At 72.2% G+C, this 11,927-nt stretch carries 12 protein-coding genes; 8 read left to right on the top strand and 4 right to left on the bottom strand.

The annotated features are described in order from the left end of the window. Window positions 1-105: 105 nt before the first annotated feature. Window positions 106-1,482 (bottom strand): IspD/TarI family cytidylyltransferase, encoded by a 1,377-nt coding sequence (locus AB0H81_RS40360; protein ID WP_358386368.1) that lies wholly within the window; start codon window positions 1,480-1,482, stop codon window positions 106-108. Between the two features lie 92 nt (window positions 1,483-1,574). On the opposite strand from AB0H81_RS40360, the gene AB0H81_RS40365 reads away from it, so the two are divergent. The 6 genes from AB0H81_RS40365 (at window position 1,575) to AB0H81_RS40390 (ending at window position 7,489) form a co-directional block, all read left to right on the top strand. Then, complete coding sequence (locus tag AB0H81_RS40365) at window positions 1,575-3,083, top strand: CDP-alcohol phosphatidyltransferase family protein (protein ID WP_358386371.1); 1,509 nt, start codon at window positions 1,575-1,577, stop codon at window positions 3,081-3,083. A gap of 58 nt (window positions 3,084-3,141) precedes the next feature. Further along, on the top strand, window positions 3,142-3,762 hold the full coding sequence (locus tag AB0H81_RS40370) for a DUF5941 domain-containing protein (RefSeq protein WP_358386391.1): 621 nt from the start codon (window positions 3,142-3,144) through the stop codon (window positions 3,760-3,762). 78 nt (window positions 3,763-3,840) lie between these two features. After that, on the top strand, window positions 3,841-4,572 hold the full coding sequence (locus tag AB0H81_RS40375; RefSeq protein WP_358386374.1) for a phosphocholine cytidylyltransferase family protein: 732 nt from the start codon (window positions 3,841-3,843) through the stop codon (window positions 4,570-4,572). A gap of 60 nt (window positions 4,573-4,632) precedes the next feature. Further along, complete coding sequence (locus AB0H81_RS40380) at window positions 4,633-5,673, top strand: iron-containing alcohol dehydrogenase family protein (RefSeq protein ID WP_358386394.1); 1,041 nt, start codon at window positions 4,633-4,635, stop codon at window positions 5,671-5,673. Then, window positions 5,651-6,418: a CDP-alcohol phosphatidyltransferase family protein gene (locus AB0H81_RS40385; RefSeq protein WP_358386376.1), complete on the top strand. Its 768-nt coding sequence runs from the start codon at window positions 5,651-5,653 to the stop codon at window positions 6,416-6,418. The genes AB0H81_RS40380 and AB0H81_RS40385 overlap by 23 nt, the downstream gene beginning before the upstream one ends. 186 nt (window positions 6,419-6,604) lie before the next feature. Beyond that, window positions 6,605-7,489, top strand: coding sequence for a glycosyltransferase (locus AB0H81_RS40390; protein ID WP_358386378.1), 885 nt, complete (start codon window positions 6,605-6,607; stop codon window positions 7,487-7,489). Between the two features lie 39 nt (window positions 7,490-7,528). Here the strand turns inward: AB0H81_RS40390 and AB0H81_RS40395 are convergent, their stop codons facing one another. Then, window positions 7,529-8,242: an acetoacetate decarboxylase family protein gene (locus AB0H81_RS40395; protein WP_358386381.1), complete on the bottom strand. Its 714-nt coding sequence runs from the start codon at window positions 8,240-8,242 to the stop codon at window positions 7,529-7,531. A 104-nt stretch (window positions 8,243-8,346) separates the two neighbouring features. Between AB0H81_RS40395 and AB0H81_RS40400 the strand changes: the two genes are divergently transcribed. Continuing rightward, window positions 8,347-8,805 (top strand): sigma-70 family RNA polymerase sigma factor, encoded by a 459-nt coding sequence (locus AB0H81_RS40400; protein WP_358386397.1) that lies wholly within the window; start codon window positions 8,347-8,349, stop codon window positions 8,803-8,805. Further along, window positions 8,802-9,725: a hypothetical protein gene (locus AB0H81_RS40405; protein WP_358386383.1), complete on the top strand. Its 924-nt coding sequence runs from the start codon at window positions 8,802-8,804 to the stop codon at window positions 9,723-9,725. The genes AB0H81_RS40400 and AB0H81_RS40405 overlap by 4 nt, the downstream gene beginning before the upstream one ends. On the opposite strand, the gene AB0H81_RS40410 is transcribed toward AB0H81_RS40405, so the two are convergent. Then, the gene (locus AB0H81_RS40410; RefSeq protein ID WP_358386385.1) at window positions 9,722-10,714 is read right to left on the bottom strand and encodes a glycosyltransferase; all 993 of its coding nucleotides are present in this window, start codon (window positions 10,712-10,714) and stop codon (window positions 9,722-9,724) included. The two genes, AB0H81_RS40405 and AB0H81_RS40410, sit on opposite strands and share 4 nt — an antisense overlap. A 56-nt stretch (window positions 10,715-10,770) precedes the next feature. Continuing rightward, on the bottom strand, window positions 10,771-11,927 hold a 1,157-nt coding region (locus tag AB0H81_RS40415), incomplete at its 5' end, for an acyltransferase family protein (protein WP_358386388.1).

The raw sequence follows: 11,927 nt of genomic DNA on the forward strand, positions 1-11,927 counted from the left end.
ACGATGGCCACCGTGCCGCTCGCGTGGTTCAGCACGTGCTGGCTGGTGGAGCCGAGCAGCAAGCCGGTGAACCCGCCGCGGCCGCGCGCGCGCGCCCTCCGCGTGTCAGCGTGGGCCGGATGACGCGTCGAGGACCTGGCCCGTGCGGCCCGACGCCAGCACCGCCAGCCACGCCCGGGCCGTCTCCTCCGCCGTCCCGCCGCCGGTGACGCAGTTGACCCGCAGGCCTTCAGCGGCCCACTCGGCCGCCAGCGACCGGGCAAGGGCCGTCGCCGCCGCCTCGGCCGGCGCCCCCAGCGGGTCTCCCGCCCCCGCCGGGACGCACAGCAGCAGGCCGCCGCCGCTCTCCAGCAGCCGCGGGTACGCGGCCCGCGCCACGTTGACCGGCCCCAGGTACCCGGACACCGCCGCCTCGGCCACGCTCTCGTCCGCGACCTCGGCGAGGCTCCCCGCGCCTCCCGCTGTGACGGCCGCGACGGCGAGGACGACGTGGTCGATCCGCCCCGCCCCGGCCAGCGCCTTGGCCACGGAACGCGGGTCGTCCAGCCGCAGCCCGTCACGCTCCCGCGACAGGACCAGCACCCGGGCGCCCAGCCGGGACGCCAGCTCCGCCGCCTCCCGCACACCACCCGTGACACCGCCTCCGGCACCGGCCCCCACGACAGCCCCGACACCGGCCCTGACACCGGCGTCCAGGAACACCACGCTCCGCCCCGCCAGCGCCGCCCGCGCGTCCTCCTCCTCCCGCACCGCGGGAACGGGCGACGCCTCGAACAGCGCCGCCGCGATCCGCGCGTCCACCGGGTGTGTGATCTTCATGTTGCGCTCGCTGCCCGGCACGATGTGGATGGGCACGTCAGGCAGGTACCGCAGCACCACCCCGCAGTCGTCGGTCGCCGGCCGGTCGGCGAAGCCGGGGTCGGCCAGCGCCCGCTCGTACGCCTCCCTGATGACCGACAGGCGGAAGCACTGCGGCGTCTGCGCCCGGCGCAGCCGCGAGCGGTCCAGCACCTCCGTGATCGTCTCCCCGCCGGGCCCCGGCTCGACCGCGAAGATGGTGTCGGAGCTCGGGATGGCCACCTCGACGGCCCGGTGATCCCGCAACGCGCGTACACAGTCCGTGATGATCCGGGGCTCCAGCAGCGGCCGGACGGCGTCGTGCAGCAGCACGTCGCACTCCTCCGCGCCGATCGCCTGCAGCGCCCGCCAGGTGCTCTCCGTACGACTCGCGCCGCCCTCGACGACCTTGGTCACCTTCCGGAACCCGGCCCGCCCGACCAGCTCCCTCGCCTCGTCCACGAGCCCCGGCGTCATCAGCACCACGACCTCGTCGATGTCGGGGGAGCCGTCGAACAGGGCGATCGAGTGCTCCAGGATCGTCCGCCCGGCGACGGTGGCCAGCTGCTTGGGCCGGCCGAGCCCCATGCGCTGCCCCACTCCGCCCGCCAGCACGACCCCGACGGCGCGCAACCCAGAATCCATACCCGGAGCGTAACGGTCCGGGTCCGTGATATCGCGTCGCCCTCTCGCTACGCTGAGTCCACGCACTCCCTCACGACCGGGAGGACCTGCGCTTGACACCTTCCTTGACCCGCGCGAGCTCGGCCGCCTCCGTGGTCCTGCTCGCCACGACCCCGGCATGCCGGCTCTCCTGCGCCGACGGCACGCTGCTCGACCGGCTCGGTGACCAGCTCGCGGCGCTCGCCGTCCGCGACGTCCAGGTGCTGACGCCCGGCGGCGCGCTGCTCCCGCGAGGCGAGCAGCCCGAGCCCGAGCATGCCGAACCCGCCGGAGGGCTCGGCGCCGACCTGCGCGCCGTGGCCAAGCTGGCCCGCGGCTCGACCGGCCCGCTCGTCGTGCTGCCCGCCGACCTCGTCGCCCACACCGACGCGCTCGGTCTCCTGCTCCAGCACCCGGCGCGCGGCTCGGCCGCGCTCGTCTCCTCCGACGCCGAGGGCGGGCCGCTGCGCCCGCCCGTGCGGCTGGAGGGCGGCCGGGTGGTGGCCGCGGCCAGTTCCTTCCACACCGTGCCGCAGGCCAACGCCACCTTCCGGGGCGTGCTCCAGGCGGGCGAGGCCGACCTCGCCTCGCTGGCCGACGTCGCGGAGGAGCTGGCCGACCTCGCCGAGAGCGGCCGGCTCGGCCCCGTCAGCGCCGTCGAGGCGGTCGACCTGCTGCTCGTGGGGCTGGTCAGGGCGGGGGCGCGGGTCCGCGCGGCCCGGCTCGGCCCGCTGCACGCCGACCGGGTGACCGGGCAGGCCACCGCCGACGGCGCGATCACCCGGCTCGCGGAGGTGGACGAGGACCAGGTGCGCCTCGACACCGCCGTCAAGGACCGCGACGGCTTCTTCACGACGTTCTTCGTCTCCTCCTGGTCGCGCCACCTGGTGCGCCCGGCGGCGCGGCTCAGGCTCACGCCCAACACGGTCACGGGCTGCTCCGTCGGCCTGGCCGTGCTGGCGGCGGTCTGGTTCTCGGCCGGCACGCGGGGCGCGATGGTGCTGGGCGCGGCGCTGGTCTACCTGTCGTTCGTGCTCGACTGCCTGGACGGCCAGCTCGCCCGCTACACCCGCGCGTTCACGCCGCTCGGGGCGTGGGCCGACGGCATGGCCGACCGGCTGAAGGAGTACGTCGTCTACGCCGGTCTCGCCATCGGCTACGCGGGCGGCCTGCCGTGGCAGCACGGCGGTCCCGACGGGATCTGGTACCTCGCCATCGCCGCGATGATCCTGCAGGTCGTCCGGCATGCGATCGACTTCGCGTACGGCGGGTCCGTGGCCGACGCGGCCAAGGTCGGCGCGCTGTGGGCCAAGCCGGTGCGCTCGCTGCTGGAGGAGACCGACGGACGCGCCGGCGCCCCCGCCGCGCAGGGCGTGCTGGGCCTGTCCCACCGGCTGGAGCGCGACTCGCTGATCCACTGGGCGAAGAAGATGATCGTGCTGCCCATCGGCGAGCGGATGGCGCTGATCGCCGTGACCGCCGCGCTGTTCAACGCCCGCGTGACGTTCGCGGCGCTCATCACCTGGGGCGGCGTCGCGTCCCTCTACCAGCTCACGGGGCGGATCGCGAGGTCGGCACGATGACGGGCGTCCACCGGCTCACGGGGCGGATCGCGAGGCCGGCACGATGATCACCGTGCACATGACACCGGTGCCGAGGAGCACGGTCGTCACCTACCGCGACGACGGGCCGCTCTCGCGCGGCATGGGGGCGCTCGTCGCGGGCCAGCTCCCGCCGCTGCCGCCGGTCGTCGCCGGCGCGTTCGTCACCGGCGTCCTGCTGATGCTCGGCGTGGCCGGCAGCGACGGGCTGGCGCTCTTCGCGCCCGCCGTGACGCTGCTGCTGGCCGGGCCGGGCAGCTCCCATCCACATGACGGCCGCTTCGACTGGCTCGTGCCGCCGGTCCTGCGGCTGATCGAGTACGCGTTCGTCGCGGCCTGCGGGTTCGCCCACGGCGTCCACCCGGTGCTGATCATGCTGCTGCTCGGCGCGCTCGCCTTCCACCACTACGACCTGGTGTACCGGCTGCGGCAGCGGGTCTACCCGCCGCCGTGGCTGTCGAAGCTCGGCCTCGGCTGGGAGGGACGGATGCTGGTGATCGCGCTGGCGGGCGTCGCCGGCGTGATGACCTTCGGTTACGCGCTCCTCGCGCTCTACCTGTGGGGGCTCTTCGGCTGGGAGAGCCTCACGTGCTGGCTCGCCGCGCCTCGCTCCGCGCCGGAGCCGGCGGCGGAGGTGGCCGACATGGGAACGCAAGACTGACGGCGGATTACCCGCACAGGCCCCAAAGCCAACTAACCTTTGGGCCTACGGTAGTCATGCTCGACTGAGGAGTGCACGTTGCTGGGAATGGTGCTGGCCGCTGGAGCCGGAAGACGTCTGCGGCCGTACACCGACACGTTGCCCAAGGCGCTCGTGCCGGTCGACGGTGAGACGACGATCATGGACATCTCGCTGCGCAACCTCGCCGAGGTCGACCTGCGCGAGGTCGTGGTGATCGTCGGCTACGCCGCCCAGGCCGTGCACGAGCGCAAGGAGGCGCTGGAGCGGCGCCACGGGGTCAAGCTCACCCTCGTGCACAACGACAAGGCCGAGGAGTGGAACAACGCCTACTCCCTCTGGTGCGCCCGCGACTACTTCGCGCAGGGCGCCCTGCTCGTCAACGGCGACACCGTCCACCCCGTCTCGGTCGAGAAGACGCTCCTGTCGGCCCCCGAGACCAGCGACATCCTGCTGGCCGTCGACGACGTGAAGAAGCTGGCCGACGAGGAGATGAAGGTCACCCTCGACGGCGGCGCGGTCAAGCGCATCACCAAGCTCATGGACCCGGCCGAGGCGTACGGCGAGTACATCGGCGCGACCCTGATCCGGCCGGGCGCGGCCGAGCGGCTCGCCGACGCGCTCCAGGCCACGTTCGAGCGCGACCCGCAGCTCTACTACGAGGACGGCTACCAGGAGATGATCGCGCGCGGTGAGCACATCCACGTCGCGCCGATCGGCGAGGTCGACTGGGTCGAGGTGGACAACCACGACGACCTGGCCAAGGCCCGCACCATCGCCGTCCGCTACTGAGGGGGCCGCGATGCCGCTTCCAGCCGCTTCTGAGGGGGCCGCATGCCACTCCTAGCGCGGATGCTGCCGGCGCCGCTGACCATGGAGGTCAGGCGGGGCGCGGTGGCGCAGCTCGGCGCGCTGCTCGCCGACAGCCGGGTGGCGACCTCCGGCCGCGTCGCGGTGGCGGTCGGGCCGGGCCAGGGCGACCACATCGAGGGCCTGATCGCGCCCACGCTCGACGAGGCCGAGGTGTTCCGGGTCGCCGACGGGTCGGTCGAGGCGGCCGTCTCGCTGGGCGCCGACCTGCGCAAGGGCGCCTACGAGGTGGTGGTGGGCGTCGGCGGCGGGCGCACGATCGACGCGACGAAGTACGCCGCCTCGCTCGCCGGCATCCCGATGGTCGCCGTGGCCACCAACCTGTCCCACGACGGCATCTGCTCGCCGACGGCCTCGCTGACGTACGAGGGCGGCAAGGGCTCCTTCGGCGTGCCGATGCCGCTCGCGATCCTCGTGGACCTCGACTTCGTGCACAACGCGCCCGAGTCACTGGTCCGCTCCGGCGTGGGCGACGTGGTCAGCAACCTGTCGGCCATCGACGACTGGATCCTCAGCAACGTCGAGCGCGGCGAGCCGATCGACGGCCTGGCCTGCTCGATGGCCCGCACCTCGGCCGAGGCGCTGATCGGCCGCGGCGACTCGATCGAGTCCGACGCGTTCCTGACGGTCCTCGCCGAGTCGCTGATCCTGTCGGGCATGTCGATGGTGATCGCAGGCTCGTCGCGGCCTTCGAGCGGTGGCGACCATGAGATCCTTCATGCCGTGGACCAACTCTTCCCGGGCACCTCAAACCACGGCGAGCTCGCCGGGATCGGTGCCGCCTTCTGCTTCTTCCTCAGGGAGGACGAGGCCCGGCTCGCGCAGGTCACCGCGTGCCTGCGCCGCCACCAGCTGCCCGTGTCGCCGGCCGAGATCGGGCTGAGCGCGGAGCAGTTCGCCGAGGCCGTCGCGCTGGCGCCCGCCACGCGTCCCGGCCGCTACACGATCTTGGAGCACCTGCGCATGAGCGACTCCGAGATCCGCGATCGGGTTGAGGACTATGTCCGGGCCTTCGGTAGCTGAGCTGCGCCAGGTGGCCCAGCCTCCGGGCCACCTGGAGCGCCGCAACGGCGAGCACTGGGCGGGCGTGCTCTACATGCGCCGGCTGTCCATCTACGCCACCTGGCTGCTGGCCAAGACGCCCGTCACGCCCAACCAGCTCACCTGGCTGATGACGGTGATCGGGATCCTGGCCGGGGTCGTGCTCGCCCTGCCCGGCCCGTGGGCCGTCGTGCTCGCCGCCCTGCTCACGCAGGTCTACCTGCTGCTCGACTGCTCCGACGGCGAGCTGGCCCGCTGGACCGGCAAGACGTCGCTGGCCGGCGTCTACCTCGACCGGGTCGGCGCCTACTTCACCGAGGCCGCGCTGCTGGCCGGGCTGGGCTGGCGGGCCTCGGCCGTCCTGCCCGACTGGTACACCGTGCTGGGGTTCGCCGGGGCGCTCGGCGCGATCCTCATCAAGGCCGAGTCCGACCTGGTCGAGGTGGCCCGGGCCAAGGGCGGCCTGCCGGCCGCCAGCGACGCGGCCGGGGTGCAGTTCCGCTCCGGGCTGCTCAGCCTGGGCCGGCGGGTGCTCGCGGCGACGCAGTTCCACCGGATCGTGCAGCCGGTCGAGCTGTCGCTGCTCGCCCTGGTGGCGATGGTGGCCGATCTGGTGATCGGCGATCTGACGGCCACGCGGGTGCTGGTCGTCGCCTGCTGCGTGGCGGCGGGCGTACAGGTCGTGCTGCATCTGGTGAGCATCATGGCGTCGAGGCGGCTTGCTTGATCAGAAGCCCGGAACCGGTTGCCCGTCTCGACCGTCGTATTGATCGGACCTCCGTCGTTCGGCGGGGGTTCACCACCGGTTCCGATACGCTTAGCTCCACCAACATCAGGACCATGCGACCAGCAGACTCGGTGATCATGAAAGAATGCTCCGCTCGTGCCTTCGACGCGTCAGGACGATGATTCGTTGAAGATCTCGTGCGTCATCCTCACCATGGGCAACCGGGTCGCGGAGCTGAACCGGGCGGTCGAGTCCGCGCTCAACCAGATCGACGGCGACGTCGAAGTGGTGATCGTCGGTAACGGCGCCGACGTGCCCGCGGTGTCGGCGACGCCACCCGAGGGCTCGGCCGCGACCGTCAAGACGATCCGGCTCGACCGCAACACCGGCATCCCGGCCGGCCGCAACCGCGGCGTCGAGGAGTGCTCCGGCGACGTCGTGCTGTTCCTCGACGACGACGGCTGGTATGCCAACCAGAAGGTCGTCTCCCATGTCCGCGACCGGTTCGCCACCGAACCCGACCTCGCGGTCATCTCGTTCCGGGTGATGGACCCCGAGGGCGGCACCGGCCAGCGCCGCCACGTGCCGCGGCTGCGCGCCGGCGATCCCGAGCGCTCCTCGCCGGTCACCACGTTCCTCGGCGGCGCCTCGGCCATCAGGCGCTCGGCCTTCCTCCAGGTGGGCGGGCTGCCCGAGCGGTTCTTCTACGCGCACGAGGAGACCGACCTGGCCTGGCGGCTGCTCGGCGAGGGCTACCGGATCGAGTACGACGCCGAGACGGTCATGTACCACCCGCAGGTTCCGCCGACCCGGCACGCCGACTTCCACCGGCTCAACGCCCGCAACCGGGTGTGGCTGGCCCGGCGCAACCTGCCGTGGCCCCTGGCCGCCCTCTACCTGCTCGACTGGGTCGTGCTGACCGTGATCCGCGAGCGCGGCTCGGGCATGGCGCTCAAGGCGTGGTTCTCCGGCTTCTTCGAAGGGCTGCGCACGCCGGCCGGTGAGCGCCGGCCCATGGCCTGGAGCACGGCCTGGCGCATGGTGAAGCTCGGCCGCCCCCCGATCGTCTGACGGCCCCTCTGCGGCCCGCCCAGGAGCGGGCAGGGCCGCCTAGGGGTTGATCGCGTCGCCGAAGGTCATCTCGGCGCGCGCCACCGTGGACGAGGTCAGGGCCCGCTTGGGCAGGCCCAGCTCGCTCAGCTCCTTGGCGATGGGATGGTTGCCGAGCCGGATCAGCGCCCCGCCGGGCCGCACCCTGACTCCGCGCGCCCGCACCGACCACGGCACGCGCCGCGTCAGCCCGTCGCGGTGGGTGTAGGCGTCGAGCGGCGTCATCGGGCCCGGACCGGGCACGGGCAGGCCCGGTTTGAGCAGCATGTCGAGCACGAGCCGGCCGTCCTTGCGCACGATGCAGCGCTTGTACGGCGACGACAGCCGCAGCTCGATGTCCGCCAGCTCCTTCGGGAAGCCCCAGATCCTCCGCCCGGCCTCCAGCGTGAACCGCTGGTCCACCGGCAGCCAGTGGATGAACACCCCCGCCTGCCTGAGGTCGGCCAGCCCGGCCGCGCCCGCCACGCCCGGCGGCCGCACCATGAACGCCATGCCGAACTCGTGGTACTGATCGAGGTCGCCGTCGCGGTAGTCGACGAACGTCAGCACGCAGACGGCCTTGCCCGGGAGCACCTCGGCCACGTCCAGCCCGGAATAGGCGATCACCGCCCGGGCCGCGTCGGCCCGCACGGGATACATCGCGCTGCAGACGATCGCGTCTCGCACCTCGACAGGCATGCTGACCGTACGCCCTTGGATCACATGCGATGCCATGCGTCCAGTACATCAACCGGAAAGGGATGTGACCATTCCCGGGGAGGTCTCGTCTGGGCTGATGTGACATCACCGAGAACGCGGAGGCCGTCATCATCGAGGAGCTGTACCGCGAGCACTGGGCGCTCGTGTGCGGGTTCCTCCTGCGCCGCACCCGCGACCCCCATCTCGCCGAGGATCTCGCCCAGGAGACGTTCGTCAAGGCCACCCGCGCCCTGCTCGGCTGGCGCGGGGAGAACGCCGCGGCCTGGCTGCTCACCATCGCCCGCAACGTCCTCATCGACCACGTGCGGCGCTCGCGCCGGGAGCTCGCCTTACCCGACGCCGACGAGCTCGGCGTCCCCGCGCTGCACGTGGACGCCGTGGACGTGCGCGACGCCCTCGACCGGCTGCCTGAGCGGCACCGGAAGCTGCTCACGCTGGTCTACCTCGAAGGCTTCTCCCTGGTGGAGGTGGCCGCGATGACCGGTACCAAACACGCGACGATCAAGACCGCGGTGTGGCGCGCGAGGGCCGCGTTCGCCGAGACGTACGGAGTCGAGACAAGCGGAGGGGCGCGATGAACGAGGACGAGCCGGTGCTGGAGATGCCGGACTTCGACCCCAAGGTCACCCGCAGGGCGGTGCGCCGGGGAGTCGTCAGGACGGCGTCGCTGGTGCTGGCCGTGCTGGTGGCGGTCGCGCTCGTCGCGACGCTCGGCTCGGCGGCGGTGCAGAAGCGCGGCGACCGGGAGAGGCGCATGTGGGACGTGCTCGGCACGGCCTTCAAGATCTACAACCCGGCGTACAGCATCGCGGTGCAGGACTGCTGCGAGACCACGCCGCTGTCCATGTCGCTCACCGTCGGCGCCCGCCAGAGACGGGCCGGGGGCGGCTTCGAGGGCGGTGACGGCGGCTTCTACACCATAACTCAGGACTTCTTCGGCCGGGTCGGCCGGCTGCCGCTCGGCAACTACGCCAACACCCGGCTCAGCACGTCGCTGGCCAACGTCGGCACCTGGCTCCAGTCGAAGGAGGACATGCGCAAGGTGCTGGCGCGGCTTCCCGAGAGCCTCAACGCGATGGCCGTCATCGAGCTCGCCAAGCCGATGACACCCGCCGACTTCGGGGCGTTCGGTCACGGGTGCGATGGGAGGATGGTCTACGAGCGGCGCCCCGGCTCGGTCCCGATCACATGGGACAGCACCACCTATGACCGCGTCCTCCCGGGCGAGGACCTGGACCCGCCCTGCGAGAAGGTGCCCGCGCAGGACCTTCAGAGATTCCGCCACTGGGTCGGCATGCTGCGCGACTACGACGAGGCGAACCTGCGCCGTTTCGACCTGTCCCTGTCCCGGCTGCGCAAGGCGGCGAGCGACGGCCTGGTGTACGCCTACGTGGACGAGATGGCGACGATCAAGGACCTGCGCAAGCTCATCGAGGACCCCCGGGTGCGCACCGTCAGGCTGGCGGACGTGACCTTCGACCTCGACCGGACGCGTTAGGCCGTCCGCGAGAGGGGCGCCTTGGCGGCACGGCTCCGGACCGGGGCGGTGAGCCCGGCCCACGCCTCCATGCGGGCCACGAACGACGGCGCGTGATCAGGCCAGTGGTGCCGCAGCCGGGCCTCCGCGTGGCCGCGCACACCGTACGCCGACCGTCGTGCCGGGTCCTCCTTGAGGTCGAGCACGGCGTCCACGGCCGCGTCCACGTCCAGCGGCACCACGATCCCGCAGCCGGTCCGCTCCACCAGCGCGGCCGACTGCGCCGTGGTGATCACCGGCACGCCGCGGCCCATGTAGTCGAGGACCTTCGTCGGCATCCCCGTCACCGTGCCGGCGGCCAGCGACAGCCCGGCCAGCGCGCCCTCGGCCATCCGCAGGGCGTGCCGGTTCGGCACGTAGCCGTACCAGTCGAGCAGCCCGACCCGCTGGGCGTCGCGCAGCAGCGGGCGCACCCCGGGCTCGGCTGCGCCGATCAGCTCCATGCGGATCCCGTGCGGCACCAGCCGCTCGGCCAGGCCGATCAGCTCCGTCAGGCCGCGCTCGGCCGACAGCCGGCCGAGGTGGACGACCCGGGTGTCGCCGGGCACGGGCGGGGCCGCGGCCACCATGGTCGCCTCCGGCACCACGGAGGAGGTGCAGACGTTGTGGCGCCGCTCGGCCCGCGCCAGCCGCCGCGCGTTGACGGGCTCGCGGACGTCCCACACGACCGGCGGGCGGCGGTGGGGGAGCAGGCGCAGCAGCGCGTGGTCGTGGACCAGCAGCAGGTCGGCGCCGCGCAGGCCGCGTCTGAGCGCGGCGCCCGCCCGGCCGACCCCCGCCTCGTACGGGACGTCGACCGGGGTGAGCCCCATGGGCGGCGTGACGTTGAAATGGGTGAAGGGCGCGACGTAGGTCACCTCGTGGCCCGCGTCGAGCAGCGCCCGGATCTGCCGGTGCATGATCCGGGCGTCCTCGGGATGGTGGACGATGGTGGCTACGCAAACCCGCATGCGTCGATGCTCGGTGCTCACCGGGTCATGAGCGTTAATGCGGGCCGAACTGCCGCTTAACTTCCGGATGGGCGCCGGTACAGCCAGGTCAGGCGCGGTTCCAGCACCCACTTGAACACGGTGCGGGTCTCCGGCAGGCACAGCACGATGGCCAGCGCGAAGCAGCTCGAACTGATCGCCAGCACGCCGAGCGGGCCGTGCAGCCACGGCAGCTCCAGCCAGCCCTTCTCCTTGGCGATGAGCACCGGGATGCCGTGCAGCAGGTAGCAGTAGAGGGTGCGGGTGCCGAGGTCGGAGTACCACGTCTCGCCCCGGGGCACGAGCGCGAGCACGGCGAAGCACACGGCGAGCGAGCAGACGAGCAGCCCGGTGCGCACGCCGAGGCCCATCCACCAGGACAGGTCCATGTCCTGGAAGCTGTGCTTGAAGTAGAAGGGCTTCAGCGTCGCCTTCGGCGCGATGTAGACGGCGACCGCGGCGGCGGAGGCCAGCACCCCCAAGGAGACGATCTTGATCCAGCGCCGGTTGAGCAGATCGAAGTGCTCCGGCTGCAGGACCAGGCCGATGACGAAGAACGGCATGAGGCCGAAGAAGCGGTCCATGCTGAAGTCGCCGGAGATCTGCGAGAACCCGGCGAACAGGTAGATGGCGATGGCCACCGGCACGGGGTACTTCATCCGCTTCCACACCGGTGTGGACAGCCGCCAGAACAGCAGCGCCAGGAGGTACCAGTTGAGCCAGGCCGGGTCGATGATCGTCAGCGACCACTTCTGGCCCAGCGCGGTGCGCAGCACCGCGTAGCCGACCTCCACGATGACGTACGGCACGACGAACGTGTCGACGAGCTTGTTCGTCTTGGCGTTGGAGTTCCAGAAGTTGCGGGACAGGTAGCCGCTGATGATCACGAACAGCGGCATGTGGAAGACGTAGATGAAGATGTACGCGGCGCGCGAGGAGTCGGCGTCGAGCGTCGGCACCAGCGCGTGGCCGACGGGCACCAGCGCGATCAGGAGGAACTTGACGTTGTCGAGGTAGGGGTCGCGCTTGCGGCGGGGCGGCTCGGGCTGGTCGCCGGGCTTGGTCCGCTCCTGCGGCGACGCGGTCGCGACGGGCGCCCGGGAGTCGCCGCCCTTCAACGGCGGCTCCGACGCCAACCACCTGCTCGGCGCGCTCGCCTGGTCCGAGGGCGGCGAGTACGCGGTCAAGGAGGGCG

Source organism: Nonomuraea sp. NPDC050691 (genome assembly GCF_040654455.1).
Taxonomy (GTDB): Bacteria; Actinomycetota; Actinomycetes; order Streptosporangiales; family Streptosporangiaceae; genus Nonomuraea.

Excerpts from the sequence above, each read along its gene's own strand:
- AB0H81_RS40370 (WP_358386391.1), top strand. The coding sequence starts at position 3,142 with ATGACACCGGTGCCGAGGAGCACGGTCGTCACCTACCGCGACGACGGG.
- AB0H81_RS40385 (WP_358386376.1), top strand. The coding sequence starts at position 5,651 with ATGTCCGGGCCTTCGGTAGCTGAGCTGCGCCAGGTGGCCCAGCCTCCG.
- AB0H81_RS40395 (WP_358386381.1), bottom strand. The coding sequence starts at position 8,242 with ATGGCATCGCATGTGATCCAAGGGCGTACGGTCAGCATGCCTGTCGAG.
- AB0H81_RS40405 (WP_358386383.1), top strand. The coding sequence starts at position 8,802 with ATGAACGAGGACGAGCCGGTGCTGGAGATGCCGGACTTCGACCCCAAG.
- AB0H81_RS40380 (WP_358386394.1), top strand. The coding sequence starts at position 4,633 with ATGCTGCCGGCGCCGCTGACCATGGAGGTCAGGCGGGGCGCGGTGGCG.
- AB0H81_RS40410 (WP_358386385.1), bottom strand. The coding sequence starts at position 10,714 with ATGCGGGTTTGCGTAGCCACCATCGTCCACCATCCCGAGGACGCCCGG.
- AB0H81_RS40360 (WP_358386368.1), bottom strand. The coding sequence starts at position 1,482 with ATGGATTCTGGGTTGCGCGCCGTCGGGGTCGTGCTGGCGGGCGGAGTG.